This window comes from Kushneria sp. Sum13 (genome assembly GCF_052692355.1).
The window spans coordinates 1,835,363-1,851,297 of sequence record NZ_CP199847.1; the positions used below are offsets into that span (position 1 = coordinate 1,835,363).

Genomic DNA, 15,935 nt, shown 5'->3' on the forward strand with positions numbered 1-15,935 from the left:
CGTCGTAAGCCATGAAAGGTCAGTGCCGGATTGAATGCCGATACTGTCCATGGCCGAAAATGGGCGCATTGTAGCGTGTTGGCGTATCAGGTGATAGGCAGTGCCTTGATGGACGCCCTGAAAGCAATACGCGTCAGGTGACACATGAAGGGGCCCACCCGGGGCCCCCTCGATTGAAACGAACGATCAACGCGAACCCGGCCTCAATGGAACAAAAAGCGTGGCGCCGTCGCGATTGATACGCACGGGAACCGCCTTTTTGTCGTTGAGCTGACCGACCAGCTTGCGCAGCGTACTGACGGAATCCACCGGCTTGCCTGCCAGCTCAACCACCACATCACCCGGCTGTAGCCCGGCACGTGCAGCTGCGCTGTCCGGTGCCACCTGCTGAACCAGCACACCGGCATCGATCCCCAGCTGCTGGCGCTGTTCGGCGCTCAGGCCAGAGACGGCCAGCCCAATGCTGTCATTGCCGGCCTGAGTGACGTCATCGGTATTACCGTCAGTGTCAGGCCACTGTCCCACCGTGACCTCGATCGTCTGCTCCTTGCCATCACGCTGTACCTGCAGGTCGACACTGTCACCGGGAGATACACGACCGATAAGACGCGGCAGCGCATCAGAAGTATCGATGTCGCTGTCTCCAGCCTTGAGGATGATATCGCCGGAGCGCAGGCCCGATTTTGCCGCCGGACTGTCCGGCGCCACATCGGCAATCAGGGCACCGCGGGCACGGTCCAGGCCAAAGGAGTCGGCAAGGTCATCGGAAACCGGCTGAATGACGACACCCAGCCAGCCTCGATCAACGTGGCCGTTGTCCTTGAGCTGGTCGGCGATATCCATGGCAACGTTGATCGGTATGGCAAAGGACACGCCCATGAAGCCGCCGCTGCGCGTGAATATCTGGGAATTGATGCCGACAACTTCACCATCAAGATTAAACAGCGGCCCACCCGAATTGCCCGGGTTGATGGCCACATCGGTCTGGATAAAGGGTACGTAGCTGTCGGTCGGCAGGGTACGGTTGATGGCGCTGACGATCCCGGCCGTCACGGAGTGATCAAAACCGAAGGGAGAACCGATGGCGGCAACCCATTCACCGGTTTCAAGGCCGTCTGAATCCCCCATCTTGAGCGTGGGTAGACCGCTGGCATCCACCTTGATCAGGGCGATATCCGTTTTCTGGTCCTGCCCGATCACTTTAGCCTTCAGCTCGCGACGATCGTTGAGCCGGACCGTGACAGTATCAGCACCATCGATCACGTGAGCGTTGGTCAAGATATAACCATCATCACTGATGATAAAACCCGACCCCAGTGAGCTCAGCGTTCTGCTTCCCCCCTGGTCAGGCATGCCGCCGAATCCGGGCGGCATTTGATCACCAAAGAAATGACGAAAGATGTCTGGCAGTTGCTGATTGGGCGGCATCATGCCGGCGCGCGCAGCCGCCTCCCGGGTCGTTGAAATATTAACCACGGCTGGAGCAGCGCTTTTAACCAGTGCGGTAAAATCCGGCAATCCATTTTTCTGCTCAACGGCTCTGGCCGGCAAGGACAGGAACATGAGCGCTGTCATCAACAGCATCAATAAAAACAGGGCCTGCCAGCGATAGACAGGCGAGCGACGGGAAGAAGCATCAGTAGCGGTCAGGTCATTAAATAAGAGATCGGCCATCTTGGGACTCCGGATACTCATATTGGCTATGGCGGTAGCAGAGACAGACATCATCAGAAAGAGCAGGCTCGCCCTGTAACACCCTGTAGACCCTTAAGGATGAATTAAGTTTCTTGATTTCGGCAATTTGGCGGATCTGTTCCGGCTAATCTGACCATGTTCTCTCGGGTAAGCTCAGCGTGCCCCACCTGACCACTCAGGGAGACGTCTCACTACTGGCTGGCTGTCCGCCATCCTCTGCCGGTTGCAGATGTACCTGAGACACGACATGGGTAAGCACACTTGCCGGCATGGCCCCCACGGCAATGACCTGCCATGACTGGCCATCGTGTTGCAGATGACGTGCAGCGGCACGGAAGTTGCCCAGTTGATGAACCCCTTCACGCAGGGCCGTGTTGTCCTTGACCGGGCCGGCAAAGATACTGAGCGTTGCCAGACCATCGCTATAGATTTCGCGCTCAATGCTTGCATCATTCAATGTGACATCAAGTGCTGCCGGCTGGCGATAAAATCCCTGCGGCAACCAGTCCGGCTGCCAGGCAGCATCCAGCATGTCATCGCTGTCAGGTTCCTGAAGATAAATTTTCCCCTGAGCGCGTACCAGCGAGTCGATGCGCACAATCTGCACGGTATCCACGGCCTGTCCCTGAGCATTCAACAATTGCTGTCGAAGCGGTAACCCACTGGCAATATCCAGCCATAGCCGATGCGGCAGGCGCTGGTCATCGCGAGGCGTTACATCAAGCACGACGGCCCTGCGACCGGCGACAACATCGCGCGCAATCAGCCTGAAATCATAATGCTTTTGAAGCTGCTCCACGGTGTCATCAATCGAGGCCAGATGCGCAGAACCATCCGGGCGCTGCGTCCACCAGAGTCCGGGAGAGTGCCCCTGGTGCTCAATGGTTTCAGCAGGACCGTCAAGAAACTGGATGCGCTCCTGCTCCTGGCCGTCATCAATACGATGCTCAAAGAGAAAGGTGCGAAGCGACCCCATGCCCAGCCGCAGTGCCACCGCCTGAAAGGCATGACAACGCTCGGCCACCAGGCTGCGCCTGAACCATTGATCCCCCTTGTCACCCACCTCCTGGTCCAGTTGACTGCAGGAGATCTGTGCCCTGCCATTGCTGCCAGGCTCGCCGGCATCAGCCTGAACGGCAGACAGGGGAGAAAACAGCACAGCGCCCATCAGAGAAGCACAAAACCACTGTCGCATTGCTTAAAGGTCCGCCTTACTCGCCGCTGGCAGGTGCCAGCCCCTGCATGTTCGCCATCCAGACATTGCTGCGATAGCCTGCCTGTTCGACATGTCGATTCAGATAGTTTTGAAGCACTTCAGCCTGCTGGCGATCGTTGCGCGCCGCATCCTCTTCGCCCGGCGCCATGAACCAGGACGTCTGTGCACCGATGGGCATCACGTTACCGCTCTCGGCACCGGTGCCACGAAAGGCCGCCAGCGACGCCATTGCCCCATCACCGCCAACCACGGCCCCGTTATTGAGGGTCGCGTCACTTGACGCCAGGCTGCTGGTACCGCCGCTGCCGGGCACGCTTTCCACGCCCGTATTGGCCCGATACACCTGAACCCCGGTCATGACCATCAGGCTGACAGCGGCCGCAATGGCAGCGCTGCCCATGAAGGAAAACGGCACCGTACGCCGGTGTGTTTCCTGACTCACGGCGCCTTCTTCCATGTGTTCCTGCTCAAGGCGCGCCCGGATGGAGGCAGACAGGTCGGTCGATACATCAATGGCGCTCTCACGCTGCATGACGCTGCGCATGAGATGATAACGACGCCAGGTATCGGCCTCTTCGGACGCATCTTCAGACAGCGACTTGAGCACACGGCGAGTTTCAAACTCGCTGCACTCGCCGTCCATCAATGCCGAAAGGGATTCCCGTACTTTCTGATTCATACCCAGACACCCTCAAACCTGTCGTGACGCATCGTCACGCTATGGTAGACAGTCCAAAATCGATTAAGTTTTACCAATGGCTCACTTCTCAACAGCCATTCTCCTGTTCATGGATCCTTTCATGGCAGGCATCAGTGTTCACGTACCATGTCGTCCTGCTGCTCCGGATAAAGCAGCGGCCTGATTCGGTTGTCCACGGCCTCTCTGGCACGAAAGATACGTGAGCGCACGGTCCCTACGGGACACTGCATGATGCTGGCAATGTCCTCATAGGAAAGGCCGTCGAACTCACGAAGCGTGATGGCCGTTCGCAGATCCTCGGGCAGATTTTCGATGGCCTCGAATACGGCCTTCTCGAGCTGGTCACGCGCAATGGCCGACTCGGGCGTGTCGATATCTGCCAGCCGCCCGCTCTGATCCAGCACTTCTGCATCACTGATATCCATGTCGCTGTTGGGTGGACGACGTCCACGGGCGACAAGGTAATTTTTCGCCGTATTAATGGCGATGCGATACATCCAGGTATAAAAGGCGCTTTCGTTACGAAAGCGTCCCAGTGCCCGGTAAGCCTTGATGAAGGCTTCCTGTGCCACATCATGTACTTCTGCCTGGTCGTGCACGTAGCGACCTATCAGACCAATCACCTTGTGTTGATACTTGCGTATCAAAAGATCAAAGGCCTGGTTGTCCCCCTTTTGTGCCCGCTCGACCAGCTGGTGATCCGTTTCCTTTAACCCCATTCGCGATCCCCCGCAACGACAGGGTTCAACCCCTTCGAACCTGTCTTTTCAGGCCCGTCAGGAAAGTAACAAACAATTAAAATCATAGTGATAACCTGAAAGCTCCGGGCCTTGATCCATGGCGTAAGTGTTCCCCTTTATCGACGCCTCATCAAGTCGACATCCCTCTACCGGATACGAAACTCCCGGAAACTGTAAAGTATTGAGACCACAAAAAAGTGTCCGGGTTCCATGGTAGTATTCTCCACCAGCCACGTATCATGCAGATCACACTTCGTTTTGACTCCCAAGCACTGCCGGATTGCACGCTCATGTCACAGCAACAGGTCAACAATCTAAACGTTCTCTCTCAGGATGTGCTCATCACGCCCGAGGCGCTCAAAAGCGAGATTCCCCTGTCGGAGGAAGCCGAGCGCACCGTTATCGAGAGCCGTCGCACGATCGAACGTATTCTCAGCGGTGAGGATCCTCGCCTGCTTGTCGTCATCGGCCCCTGCTCCATTCATGACACAAAAGCCGCACAGGATTATGCCAAACGCCTGAAAGCGCTGGCAGAACGTGTCAGTGACTCGCTGTTTATCGTCATGCGTGTCTATTTTGAAAAGCCCCGCACCACGACAGGCTGGAAGGGACTGATCAACGACCCGCACCTTAATGACTCCTTTGACATCCAGAAAGGGCTTCACCTGGCGCGCAACCTGCTCGTTGAACTCTGTGAAATGGGCCTGCCACTGGCCACCGAAGCTCTGGATCCGATCTCGCCGCAGTATCTGCAGGACTGCATCAGCTGGTCTGCCATCGGCGCACGTACTACCGAGTCACAGACGCATCGCGAGATGGCCTCGGGTCTCTCGGGTCCGGTCGGCTTCAAAAATGGCACCGATGGCAGCCTGGATGTGGCCATGAACGCGCTATGCTCTGTCGCCTCGCCGCATAATTTCCTGGGGATTGATCAGAAGGGTCAGGTCGCCGTCATTCGTACCCGCGGTAACGCCAACGCTCATGTCGTTTTGCGGGGCGGCAACGGCAAGCCCAACTATGACAGCGTCAGCGTGGCTCTGGCCGAGAAGGAGCTGGAAAAGGCAGGCCTCAAGACCAATATCATGGTCGACTGCTCCCATGCCAACTCCAACAAGGATCCGGCCCTGCAGCCGCTGGTGGTTGAAAACATCACCCAGCAGATTCTGGAAGGCAACACCTCCATCATGGGGCTGATGATTGAATCCCACATTAATTGGGGTGCCCAGAAGCTGACCAGCGATCCGGCACAGCTTGAATATGGCGTGTCGATCACCGATGCCTGCATCGACTGGGAAACCACCGAGAAGCTGCTGCTGGAAGTCGACAACAAGCTGAGCGAGCCGCTCAAGGCGCGCCAGCGCTAGGCAGCACTGCTCAAGCACACAGCGCACATAAAAAACCCGGCCATGGCCGGGTTTTTTATGTCCTGTTGTTGATCATGATCAGAAATGTTGATCAGGAAGCAAGGGGGGCGGCAGGTGCGCCCGCCCCTTCAATCTCCCGCCGAAACGGCGGCAGGGCATCCAGAAGCGCCCGGCCATAGCGACGGGTCAGAACGCGCCGATCGAGCAGCGTGATCCGACCGGTATCGACTTCCTTGCGAATCAATCGCCCGCAGGCCTGCACCAGCTTGATCGAGGCATCGGGCACTGAAATGCGCATAAAGGGATTGCCCCCTCGCGACTCGATCCATTCCGCAAGCGTCGCCCCTACCGGGTCATCAGGCACGGCAAAGGGCAGGCGCGTGATAACCACATGGGTCAGATAGTCACCCGGCAGGTCAATGCCTTCAGCGAAGCTGGCCAGTCCGAGAATGATGCTGCCCTTCCCTTCATCGATGCGCTTTCGATGGCGCTCGATCAGCTCCCGCCGCGGCATGTCATCCTGGGACAGCGTGCGCGCGAGCGCCTTGTCGAGTCTGGCCACGACTGCGCGAAGCTGCTTGCGTGACGAAAAGAGCACCAGTGCCGCCTCACTCTCACCCAGGTTTTCAATAAAGTTGACGATGGCACTTTCGTGCGCATCGCGATCCCCCGGGTCAACGGCCTCACGCGGCACTGACAGCACGGCACGCGAGTAGTCAAACGGGCTGGGCAAACTCTGGTAGCGATAGCGATTCGCAAGCCCCGCCCGCTCCTGAAGGCGGTCAAAGCGCCCCAGTGCCGTCAGGGTAGCGGACGTCAGCACTGCGCCGTGACAGCTGCCCCACAGATAGCGGGCCAGTGTTTCGGCAGCACTCACGGGGCTGGCCGAAAAGGTCAGCTCCGCCTCGCCCGGGCGCTGCTCAAATGTCAGCCAGCGCGCCTGCGGAGGGGCATCCTCGACCTCATCAGCACCAAAGGCCTGCCAGAGCGCGTGCGCCTCAAGAGCGCGACCATGCACCAGCGCGATCAGCGGTAACCAGGCCTCGGCCTGCTCCCGGGCAAGCCCCGTTGACTTGTCCGGATCAAGGCTTTCACGAAGGATATCGCTGATGGTCTCCAGATGCCGCGACAGCTCGGCAAAGGGCGTGACAAGCTGCTGGGCCAGATCACGAAAGGCCGCCGGCAACCGGCCCATGGTAAAGCGATAGTGCAGCCGCTCGTTGTCCTCGGGCGTGCGCTCGGCCAAAGGCTGTGCCAGTCGAAAGGCGTCGCCGAGCCGGGGCTCGATGCTGGCCAGAAGCTCCGGGAACTGCCCCAGCAGACGGGCAATCGTGTGCTGTGCGCCAAGCCCTGTGTTGAGGTCCGTCAGTGACTTCTTGAGCTGGCCCAGCCAGCGCATCGCCGCATTGACCCCCTGACGGTGATAAAAGTGCTCAAGCGCCTTGTCCGGGAGATGGTGAGCCTCGTCAAAGACGTAGATCGTATCCTTCGGGTTGGGCAACACAATGCCGCCACCCAGCGACAGATCGGCCAGCACCAGATCGTGATTGGCCACGATGATATCGGCCTCATCCATGCCGCGCCGGGCACGGAAAAAGGCGCAGGCGCCGAAGTGCCCACAGCGCCGATTGGTACACTGGCGATGATCGACCGTCAGGCGGCGCCACTGCGGGTCAGCAATGGCCTGTGGCCAGCTGTCACGATCGCCCTGCCACTCACCGCTGCCATAGGCTTCAGCCAGTTCCCGGGCCAGCTCACCAATATCCTCCTGACTGCTCACCAGGCTCTGCTCGAACAGCGACATGGTCGGGTTGTCTTCTACCCCATCCATCAGCTGATCAAGCTTGGCCACACAGACGTAGCGCCCGCGCCCCTTGGCCAGCGCATACTCGAAATCGAGCCCGCTGCTGGCCTTGAGCATCGGCAGATCCTGATGGAGCACCTGCTCCTGCAGGGCGACAGTCGCCGTGGACACTACCAGGCGTTTGCCCTGTGCCTTGGCAATGGGCAGTGCCGCCAGCAGATAGGCCAGTGTCTTGCCGGTACCGGTACCGGCTTCCAGCACGCAGACATGCTCCTGACTGACACGCTTGCCCTGCTCGTCGGTCTTGATGTCACCAAGCGTTCGGGCGATTTCAGCCATCATCAGGCGCTGACCATAGCGGGGCCTGAGCGAGCGCGCTTCAATCACGCGTCGATAGGCCGCCTGAATATCGCGTTTAAGCGCGTCGTCGAGCACGGTGCCTCTCCGCCTTGTGGTACACGGCGTGGTCAGTCATCGGTAAGAAGATGGGCCGGTGGCTGCTGACAGGGGAGCCGATCCTTGATGTAGGCTTCGATTTCCGGCAGTGCATAGCCGTCTTCTTCGCCAACAAAACTGATCGAGGTCCCCTGTGCACCAGCACGGCCGGTTCGTCCGATACGATGAACGTAATCTTCCGGGTCATCGGGCAGCGTGTAGTTGACCACGTGACTGATATCGTTGATGTGAATGCCACGGCCGGCAACATCGGTGGCGACCAGCACGGCAACCTTGCCTTCACGGAAACGCTCGAGTGTGCTCACACGTGTTTTCTGCGGCACCTCGCCTGACAGCATGGCCACATTGATGCCTGCCTTGCGCAGACGATCATCGAGCTTTCGCACCAGATCACGTCGATTGGCAAAGACCATCACCTTTTCCAGCTTTTCCCGCTCTATCAACCGCCTGAGAATGGTAAATTTTTCGGCGTCGCTGACGAGATATACCCGCTGGTCAATGTTGGCCGCTGCACTGGCATCGACTTCGATTTCGACATGCGCAGGCTCATGCGTCCACTGACTGGCCAGGTTGAGAATGTCCTGGGTGAAAGTCGCCGAAAACAGGAAGGTCTGGCGCTCCTCGGTTTTTGGCGTGGCTCGAATGATGCGCTTGACGTCCGGAATGAATCCCATCGACAGCATGCGATCGGCCTCATCAAGCACCAGCACCTCGACCTGGGAAAGGTCGGCGTCGCGCTTTTGATGAAAGTCGAGCAAACGTCCGGGCGTGGCCACCAGAATGTCCAGCGGCTTTTCAAGCTTCTGACGCTGTTTCTGGTAATCCATGCCGCCCACGGCGCTGGCCACCCTCAACGAGGTATGGGTCATCAACGCCCTGGCATCCTTCTCGATCTGCAATGCCAGCTCGCGCGTCGGCGCGATGATCAGCGCTCGGGGTGCCCCGGGCTTTTGGCCATCCGGCGCCGGCTCTTCCAGAAAATAGGCCAGAATCGAGATCAGAAAGGCCGCGGTCTTGCCGGTGCCTGTCTGGGCCTTGCCAACCACGTCGCCACCCAACAGCGTATGGCGCAGCGCTTCGGCCTGAATCGGGGTGCAGTAATGGAAGCCCTGCTCGGCAATGGCCTGCATCAGCGGCATCGGCAGGTTAAAATCCTGAAAACGCCATTTGCCGGCCACGGCGGTGACTTCCGGCAGGGCATTCGAGCCTTCGCTGCCTGACGCCTGGTTTTCCTGCACGCTGCCGGTCTGAGCGTTGTTACGGGACTGGCTGCGCCGGGGCTTGCGACGGCGGCGCTTGGGCCGACGATTGGCATTGGCGGGAGCCTCCGCCGACGTCTGTGCCGGCTGAGAGTTTTCCGACTCACTCATATGCTGCGATCACTTTGGCTTGAGATGAATAGACAAGATACCGAGCCATTGTATCAGCACCGCCGACCGAGTTGTGCATCAACCGTGTCAGGGGCAAGCCAGCGCGCGCGCAAATTGTTAAACTGCACGCCACTGCAGCACACTGCTTCAGGCGAGACACGAGAGGTTTTTATGACCCGTCGCAAGAAGACGCGCTCGCTGGCCGACAAGGTGACCATCCGTACCGGCAAGCGCAAGGATTACCGCCGCTGGCGGCATGACAATCCGGACCAGTTACAGTCCACGCCGCGATTTGCGGCCAAAAAACGCGACCAGCGCAAGGCGCAGGCCGCCAGCAAGCTGGAGCGACAGCGCCGTGAGGCCATGACCCTGCCGCTGCACTCGCAGGACACCAACGCCTCGACCGATTCATCACAAGACAGCTGACATGCGCCTGGTTTCATTCAATATCAACGGTATTCGCGCCCGCCAGCATCAGCTTGAAGCGCTGGTCGAGGCTCATGCACCCGATGTCATCGGCCTGCAGGAGACCAAGGTTCAGGACAGCGAGTTTCCCCTCGATGCCGTGGCCGGTCTCGGCTATCACGTGCACTATCACGGTCAAAAGGGTCATTACGGCGTGGCGATGCTCACAAGGGCGGCGCCAACGCAGGTGCAGCCTGGACTGCCGGATGATGACGATGAGGCGCAACGCCGCATGATTGCGGTGACCCTCGATACGCCTGCCGGGCCATTGACGGTCTACAACGGCTATTTTCCGCAGGGCGAGAGCCTTCATCACCCGACCAAGTTTCCCAACAAGCGTCACTTTTATGACCAGCTCTCGCGCCATCTGGAACAAAACCACCAGCCGAATGAACTGATCGCGGTCATGGGCGACTTCAATATCTCGCCTGCCGACATCGATATCGGCATTGGTGAGCCCGCCCGCAAGCGCTGGTTAAGAGAAGGCAAGACAAGCTTTCAGCCCGAGGAGCGCAGCTGGCTCGAGCGTTTGACCTCATGGGGGCTTGAAGACAGCTATCGTCGCTGTTATCCGCAGCGCGACGATCTGTTCAGCTGGTTTGACTACCGCTCAAAGGGCTTTGAGCGCGATCCCAGACGCGGGCTTCGCATCGATTACATCCTGACCAGCACCGGGCTTTCGCCCCGCGTGCAGGATGCCGGCATCGATTATGAACTGCGCGCCATGACGCGGCCTTCCGATCATGCCCCGGTCTGGACCACGCTGGCAGTTGAGTAGCGCTTCCGGCGGCGTATCAAAAGCGATGACCCACTACCCGGCCCGCCCTGTTGCGGGCCGGGTGTCTTTCAACGCATGAGCCTTCATGAAGACCTGTCGGCCGCCCGCTGATCATTATCGATCAGCGCCAGCCACTGGCCTGCCTGATCGGCACTGTCATCAAACCTTTCGGCCTGACGAAAAACCTGCTGCGCCTGATCAAGATGGCCCTGCTCGTAAACCGCAACCCCTTCCATCAGCAATAACTGGCCGGGATTGTCTGCCCCTTTCTCACGCGCTTTTGCAAATCCCTGCTCGGCCTGCGACCAGATTCCCCAGCCATAGGCGAGATCCCCCAGGATGTACCAGTCGTGGGCGTCATCGGTGCGCTCGGCAACCACCTGCCAGGCCTGTAATGCCTTTTGATGATCGCGCGTCTGCGCCCAGGCCCGTGCCACCAGCCGACGGTGTGCATCACTGTCTTCGAGATCTCCCTTGTCGAGCGCCTGCGAGAGCATCTCGGCAGCACGCGCCGGCGTCCCACCGGCCATATGCAGTTCTGCCCGCGTCAGTAACGCTTTCTCGCCCGTGAGAATACCCCGTTGCCAGCCAGCCTCCCAGAGCGCTGCGGCCCGGCCGGGCTGGCCGATGCGCTGATACAGGGCAGCCGCCTGCTGCCAGCGGGCCGGGTCACTGTCATCCTGATCAAGCTGGGCTTCGACCACATCAGAGGCTGCTTCAAATTGCCCGGCCTGCTGATAGATGCTCGCAGCCAGGGCCAGTTGATCACTGTCCGACATTGAGTTCCCCTGGCGGGCCAGGGTGACCCAGTGAAGGGCGTCATCCCACTGTTCAAGACGAGCATGAATGCGCGCCCCCAGCCAGAGATCATCCACCGTCAGCGATGCCTGACCCTGCCAGCGATCAAACAGCGCCGCCGCCTGATCAAGCTGGCCGGCCTTCAATCGCAGCTTCGCTTCCTGCTCGAGCCATTGCAGGCGCTGTGTCAGAGGCGCCGTATCGATACTACGCGCCTGATAGAGCAGATCGGCCGCCCTGCCGGGCTGATCCATGCGCTGTGCAGCACTGGCCGCCAGCTGTAGATACAGTGCACGAGCCCACTGATCGCTATGGCGGCTGCCAGCGCTGGCGGCGCGAGAACGCGCCGTTTCCACAACCTGCTGGTAGTGACCGGCGGAAAGCTCGCGCTCAAGCCCCTGCAGTCTGTCGATGCTCTGCTGGGAAAGTGCGGGGCCTGCGGCCAGAGCCCGCTGCTCGCCGCCCAACAGCATGGCAAGGCTGATGCCCATGGCCATCAGCGCTTTTAAACGGCCCTGCCGTTGATTCACACGACGAAGGCAATAGTGTCGAAACATGGCATTACCTCAGCTTGAAGACCAGCCGCTGACGCGTACGAGCAGGCGCATCACGAGATGGGAACTGCCACTGCTCGATGGCATCACGGGCAGCGCTGTCAAATACTCCGCCGGGCTCTGATGCCGTGACCTGAATGGAGCTTTCATCGACACTGCCATCGGCATTGATGATAAAGCTCATCTCGACGAAGCCCTCTTCACCCCGCCGTCTTGCCCGCATGGGGTATTCCGGCTGCACCCGGCTGGTAGGCTGTGCCTGTACCACGCCGCCGCCCTGAGCCGTTGCCCCCTCCGGCGTCCCCCCACTTTGCTCACCCTGCTGCTCGCTTTGCTGCGCGCCCTGAGACGATGGCGTGGGCGTGGTCTGCTTTTTGGGCGGCGTCGGTGTCGGACGTGGCCTGGGCTCGGGTTTTGGTTCAGGTGTCGGCTCGGGCCGCTCGACGTCAAGTTCCGGTAGATCATCATTCATCTTGACGTCCGGCGCTTGAGGTTCACTGATCTTTTGTGTCTTGAGCTGGATATCACTTTGCACGTCCTCGGCCGGCTGGGGCGCCGGCGCCGGTCGCGCCGGTGCCGCGGGTGGTGGCGGAGGCGGTGCGGCCGCAGCGATATCGGTCGAAGCCTCGGGCGCTTTGGCAGGCGCGGCCACGTCGTCAACGATCGACATGGTCATGGTCTCCTGAGGCGTTTCACGTGGCTCGGGCGGGGCGACCATCAACGCCAGCCCCCAGAACAGCAGCAGTGCAAGGGCCAGCGCGCCCAGCAGCGCAAGCGCCTGACGCATCAGTTTTCTCCTCGCGACGCCGCCACCGCCACATTTTCAACACCCGCCTGACGGATGCGGTCCATGGTCTGGATCAAAAGTCCGGTCTGTGAGGCGCGATCGGCCTGGATGACCACGTTGCCGTCACTTCCCGACAGCGCTTCCCGCACGCGATCACCTACGGCATTGCTGTCCACGGCCTGACCGTCTACCCAGACCGCCCCTTCCGAGGTAATGGCCACCAGTACCTGCGTGTCATTGCGCTGCGTCGCTTCACTCGACTCGGGGCGGTCAATGTCTACCCCGCTTTCACGCACAAAGCTGGTGGTGACGATAAAGAAGATCAGCATGATGAAGACCACGTCCAGCATCGGCGTCAGGTCGATAGCGGTCGTGTCTTCTTCCATGCGAGTTCGCCGTCTACGCATGATCGATCTCCGTGGCTCGGGTCAGTCGATCGTGAAGATACTGATCTTCACGTCGCACGATATGTTCAAACCGACTGGTAAAAAGGATGCCCACCACAGCCACCGCCATGCCAGCCAGGGTGGGCAGCGTGGCACGGGCCACACCATCCGACATGCTGCGCGCCTGGCCCACACCGGTGATGGAGAGCGTATCAAACACCTGGATCATGCCGGTAACGGTACCCACCAGCCCCAGCAGCGGGCACAGGGCCACCAGCAGCTTCAGCCACGGCAGTGAGGCTCTCAGCGCACTGATGAGTTCGCCGCACCAGCATTCACGCAGCGTACGGGCACTCCAGCTGACATGCTCATGTCGCTTTTGCCAGCGGGTAATCAGTGCCTGGCGCTGTCGCCGATAGCGCCACTGCCAGTAGATCAGCCGTTCAAGTGCAAGCGTAAACAGCAGCACGGCGACAAGGGCAATGACCACCAGCACCGGGCCACCGGCGCTGGCCAGCCGTGCAATGGGATGCACCAGCGCCTCAATCATGTGGCACTTCCATGCAGACGGGTTTCGGCTTCAAGCCCTGAGTGCTGCTCGTCCATGCGATCCGCCAGATGGGCGCTGGCCTGTCGCTCCAGCAGGTTCATCAGGCGGCGGCTGCGGCTGTTGAGGGCGGTGTTGGCAAACAACAGCGGAATGGCCACGACCAGACCCAGCACGGTGGTCACCAGTGCCTGACTGATACCGCCGGCCATCATCTTGGGATCGCCGCTGCCGAACACCGTGATGGCCTGAAAGGTACCAATCATGCCGGTGACCGTACCCAGAAGCCCCATCAGGGGAGCGATGGCAGCAATCACCTTGACGACCGCCTGACCGCGCTCAAGGCCTGGCTGCTCGGCCAGCAGCATTTCATCCATTCGGGCCTCGAGCACTTCCGGCTCATGGTAGCGCTGCTGTTGCCCAAAGCGCTTGAGCACGCGCCCCAGCGGATTATCGCTGCGTAGATCCTCGAATTGGTGCATCTGGCGACGAGTACGCGCACTGACCAGCGCCAGCCATACAAACTGGGCCAGGGCAATCAAAAGACCCACGCCCCCCAACGCCAGCGTGATGTAGCCGATCACACCGCCCTGCTTGATGCGCTCGAGCAGCGAAGGCTGCTGCGCCAGCGCGTCAAGCACCTCACCATTGGTAGGATCAAGGGCCATGATATCGCTCTGACCACCGGCCAGCGCTTCGAGCTGGCTTGAGACACTGCCCGGCGTATGCGCTGCCACGGCCAACGGTCGATCATCTGCTGGCGCCCGCAACAGGTCGCCTTCACTGAACGCGCTCATGCCCCCCAGACGCACCACGTCAAGTTGGGTAATATCGCCGTTTTTTCCGGCCACGGGCAGTTGCAGGTGTTCGCCCTGAGCGCTGCGCGCGATCAGCTGGCTCATCGACTGCGCGTACTGCTCGAGATCCTCGGTGGAGGCAATGCTTGAGTCGTCCAGCGACGGCAGGCGAATATCACTGCCCAGCGTCAACCAGCTGTTGTGCAGGCTTTCCCGGGTATCGTCGATCTCATGGTGCAAGCGATCAAACATGGGCTGAAGATCGTCGCCTTCACTGCTGCGCCGCTCGTTGATGTCGGCAATGGCCTTTTCCTGACGCTTTCGGGTGCTGTCGAGGCTGTCGCGACGCGCCTGCGCCTTTTGCTGACTTGCCTCGGCGTCTGTCACGGCCTGTTTTAATTGCTCCCGATCATCCAGCAGGGTATTGAGACGCGACAGATCACGCTGCTGCGCCTGGGCAGAACCCTGCTGATAGTTCTGGACAATATCTTCCAGTGAGGGGGCTGACGGTTCGGCAGCAGACACCGGCAGAGAGATGCCCACCATCAGGGCCAGTGCGGCACCAACCAGAGGCCCGTTCATATGTTTGACCACCTTCATGAGGATGCCCCCTGCGACGCGGATTCGGACGATGCCTGCCCCGGTTCAATGGAAAGCGGTAACGACAGAAGCTCGGGAGCACGCTGATCATTGGCAATGCGAATACCGCGGTTGACCTCGGCACGTTCGGCGTTGTCCAGCGGATGCCACTGCTGATCCCGGTTTTTCCAGACACCGCCCTGCTCGCCATCGGGGGTAAGGTAATAAAACCCGATACGGCCCATGCGTAAAAACTGGACATCGCGCTGTTGATTGCCCTGTGTCAACTGGCCACGCCAGCTGTCCATATTGCGCCCGTAGTCAAGCTCTGCACGCCAGACAGAAAGGAGCTGCTCCATGCGTTTCTCGTTGGAAATGGCAGGATCGACCAGCGTTTTCTCAAGGCCGTCAAGGCGGGCCACACGCTCGGCATGGCGAAAGGGAATATCGGCCTCTACCAGGGCTCGCAGGCGGTCCAGCATGTCCTGCAGGGTGTCTGGCAGCGCCTCACGGGTCTCGCCCAGTGTTTCCAGTGCATGCTGCTGGCGCTCGATTCGCTGCTGCTGCTCCTCCAGTGTCGAGGAAAGCTGATCGTTGTAGCGTTCCAGCCGCTGCGTTGATGACTGCGCGTCGCGAAGGCGGATCAAAAGCTCGCGGGTCTCGTCATCTGCCTGATCGATACGCGTCTGAATGGCCTGCTGCTGTTGCTGCTGCTGCGCGGTTTCATCACGAAGTGACGACGCCCCTGCCAGTGTCGGTAATGCCATTATCGTCAATAGGGAAAAGGCAGCGCCTCTGAGACAACAATTACGACGGTGGGTCCTCACATGATTCTCCAGGAAGAGGCGTACAGTAAAAATGGGGACAATCCGAATATGCGATATCGGATAACCAGGGCA

General features: G+C 59.9%; 15 protein-coding genes. 3 read left to right on the forward strand and 12 right to left on the reverse strand.

The window, feature by feature from the left end:
• Positions 1–186: 186 nt before the first annotated feature.
• The 4 genes from ACUN8C_RS08675 to rpoE form a co-directional block, all read right to left on the reverse strand.
• Complete coding sequence (locus ACUN8C_RS08675) at positions 187–1,584, reverse strand: DegQ family serine endoprotease (RefSeq protein ID WP_445621845.1); 1,398 nt, start codon at positions 1,582–1,584, stop codon at positions 187–189.
• A gap of 286 nt (positions 1,585–1,870) precedes the next feature.
• Complete coding sequence (locus tag ACUN8C_RS08680) at positions 1,871–2,890, reverse strand: MucB/RseB C-terminal domain-containing protein (protein ID WP_445621799.1); 1,020 nt, start codon at positions 2,888–2,890, stop codon at positions 1,871–1,873.
• Positions 2,891–2,906: 16 nt separating this feature from the next.
• Positions 2,907–3,590 carry a sigma-E factor negative regulatory protein gene (locus ACUN8C_RS08685; protein WP_445621800.1) on the reverse strand — a complete coding sequence of 228 codons (684 nt, stop codon included), beginning with the start codon at positions 3,588–3,590 and terminating at the stop codon, positions 2,907–2,909.
• Between the two features lie 131 nt (positions 3,591–3,721).
• Positions 3,722–4,330 (reverse strand): RNA polymerase sigma factor RpoE, encoded by a 609-nt coding sequence (gene rpoE, locus ACUN8C_RS08690; protein ID WP_108843464.1) that lies wholly within the window; start codon positions 4,328–4,330, stop codon positions 3,722–3,724.
• Between the two features lie 311 nt (positions 4,331–4,641).
• On the opposite strand from rpoE, the gene ACUN8C_RS08695 reads away from it, so the two are divergent.
• A complete protein-coding gene (locus ACUN8C_RS08695) occupies positions 4,642–5,715 on the forward strand; it encodes a 3-deoxy-7-phosphoheptulonate synthase (protein WP_445621801.1) in 1,074 nt (357 codons plus the stop codon).
• A 91-nt stretch (positions 5,716–5,806) separates the two neighbouring features.
• Here the strand turns inward: ACUN8C_RS08695 and dinG are convergent, their stop codons facing one another.
• Positions 5,807–7,954 carry an ATP-dependent DNA helicase DinG gene (gene dinG, locus ACUN8C_RS08700; protein ID WP_445621802.1) on the reverse strand — a complete coding sequence of 716 codons (2,148 nt, stop codon included), beginning with the start codon at positions 7,952–7,954 and terminating at the stop codon, positions 5,807–5,809.
• Between the two features lie 32 nt (positions 7,955–7,986).
• Entirely contained in the window at positions 7,987–9,345 is a 1,359-nt protein-coding gene (locus ACUN8C_RS08705) for a DEAD/DEAH box helicase (RefSeq protein WP_445621803.1), read from the reverse strand.
• Between the two features lie 171 nt (positions 9,346–9,516).
• Here ACUN8C_RS08705 and ACUN8C_RS08710 point away from each other — a divergent pair, with 171 nt between their 5' ends.
• Positions 9,517–9,771 (forward strand): hypothetical protein, encoded by a 255-nt coding sequence (locus ACUN8C_RS08710; RefSeq protein WP_445621804.1) that lies wholly within the window; start codon positions 9,517–9,519, stop codon positions 9,769–9,771.
• 1 nt (position 9,772) lies between these two features.
• On the forward strand, positions 9,773–10,588 hold the full coding sequence (gene xthA / locus ACUN8C_RS08715; RefSeq protein ID WP_445621805.1) for an exodeoxyribonuclease III: 816 nt from the start codon (positions 9,773–9,775) through the stop codon (positions 10,586–10,588).
• A gap of 83 nt (positions 10,589–10,671) precedes the next feature.
• On the opposite strand, the gene ACUN8C_RS08720 is transcribed toward xthA, so the two are convergent.
• Genes ACUN8C_RS08720 through ACUN8C_RS08745 form a run of 6 tightly spaced genes read right to left on the reverse strand, consistent with a single transcriptional unit; the run spans position 10,672 to position 15,803 of the window.
• Positions 10,672–11,943 (reverse strand): tetratricopeptide repeat protein, encoded by a 1,272-nt coding sequence (locus tag ACUN8C_RS08720; protein WP_445621806.1) that lies wholly within the window; start codon positions 11,941–11,943, stop codon positions 10,672–10,674.
• A gap of 4 nt (positions 11,944–11,947) precedes the next feature.
• Complete coding sequence (locus ACUN8C_RS08725) at positions 11,948–12,727, reverse strand: energy transducer TonB (RefSeq protein WP_445621807.1); 780 nt, start codon at positions 12,725–12,727, stop codon at positions 11,948–11,950.
• Positions 12,727–13,134 (reverse strand): ExbD/TolR family protein, encoded by a 408-nt coding sequence (locus ACUN8C_RS08730; RefSeq protein WP_108843457.1) that lies wholly within the window; start codon positions 13,132–13,134, stop codon positions 12,727–12,729. Before ACUN8C_RS08730 ends, ACUN8C_RS08725 begins: the two co-directional genes overlap by 1 nt.
• Positions 13,127–13,663 (reverse strand): MotA/TolQ/ExbB proton channel family protein, encoded by a 537-nt coding sequence (locus tag ACUN8C_RS08735; protein ID WP_108843456.1) that lies wholly within the window; start codon positions 13,661–13,663, stop codon positions 13,127–13,129. Before ACUN8C_RS08735 ends, ACUN8C_RS08730 begins: the two co-directional genes overlap by 8 nt.
• Positions 13,660–15,039 (reverse strand): MotA/TolQ/ExbB proton channel family protein, encoded by a 1,380-nt coding sequence (locus ACUN8C_RS08740; RefSeq protein ID WP_445621808.1) that lies wholly within the window; start codon positions 15,037–15,039, stop codon positions 13,660–13,662. Before ACUN8C_RS08740 ends, ACUN8C_RS08735 begins: the two co-directional genes overlap by 4 nt.
• Before the next feature lie 14 nt (positions 15,040–15,053).
• Positions 15,054–15,803 (reverse strand): DUF3450 domain-containing protein, encoded by a 750-nt coding sequence (locus ACUN8C_RS08745; RefSeq protein ID WP_445621809.1) that lies wholly within the window; start codon positions 15,801–15,803, stop codon positions 15,054–15,056.
• Between the last annotated feature and the right edge of the window lie 132 nt (positions 15,804–15,935).

Excerpts from the sequence above, each read along its gene's own strand:
- ACUN8C_RS08675 (WP_445621845.1), bottom strand. The coding sequence starts at position 1,584 with ATGCTGTTGATGACAGCGCTCATGTTCCTGTCCTTGCCGGCCAGAGCC.
- ACUN8C_RS08680 (WP_445621799.1), bottom strand. The coding sequence starts at position 2,890 with ATGCGACAGTGGTTTTGTGCTTCTCTGATGGGCGCTGTGCTGTTTTCT.
- ACUN8C_RS08685 (WP_445621800.1), bottom strand. The coding sequence starts at position 3,590 with ATGAATCAGAAAGTACGGGAATCCCTTTCGGCATTGATGGACGGCGAG.
- rpoE (WP_108843464.1), bottom strand. The coding sequence starts at position 4,330 with ATGGGGTTAAAGGAAACGGATCACCAGCTGGTCGAGCGGGCACAAAAG.
- ACUN8C_RS08695 (WP_445621801.1), top strand. The coding sequence starts at position 4,642 with ATGTCACAGCAACAGGTCAACAATCTAAACGTTCTCTCTCAGGATGTG.
- ACUN8C_RS08705 (WP_445621803.1), bottom strand. The coding sequence starts at position 9,345 with ATGAGTGAGTCGGAAAACTCTCAGCCGGCACAGACGTCGGCGGAGGCT.
- ACUN8C_RS08710 (WP_445621804.1), top strand. The coding sequence starts at position 9,517 with ATGACCCGTCGCAAGAAGACGCGCTCGCTGGCCGACAAGGTGACCATC.
- xthA (WP_445621805.1), top strand. The coding sequence starts at position 9,773 with ATGCGCCTGGTTTCATTCAATATCAACGGTATTCGCGCCCGCCAGCAT.
- ACUN8C_RS08720 (WP_445621806.1), bottom strand. The coding sequence starts at position 11,943 with ATGTTTCGACACTATTGCCTTCGTCGTGTGAATCAACGGCAGGGCCGT.
- ACUN8C_RS08725 (WP_445621807.1), bottom strand. The coding sequence starts at position 12,727 with ATGCGTCAGGCGCTTGCGCTGCTGGGCGCGCTGGCCCTTGCACTGCTG.
- ACUN8C_RS08730 (WP_108843457.1), bottom strand. The coding sequence starts at position 13,134 with ATGCGTAGACGGCGAACTCGCATGGAAGAAGACACGACCGCTATCGAC.
- ACUN8C_RS08735 (WP_108843456.1), bottom strand. The coding sequence starts at position 13,663 with ATGATTGAGGCGCTGGTGCATCCCATTGCACGGCTGGCCAGCGCCGGT.
- ACUN8C_RS08740 (WP_445621808.1), bottom strand. The coding sequence starts at position 15,039 with ATGAACGGGCCTCTGGTTGGTGCCGCACTGGCCCTGATGGTGGGCATC.
- ACUN8C_RS08745 (WP_445621809.1), bottom strand. The coding sequence starts at position 15,803 with ATGGCATTACCGACACTGGCAGGGGCGTCGTCACTTCGTGATGAAACC.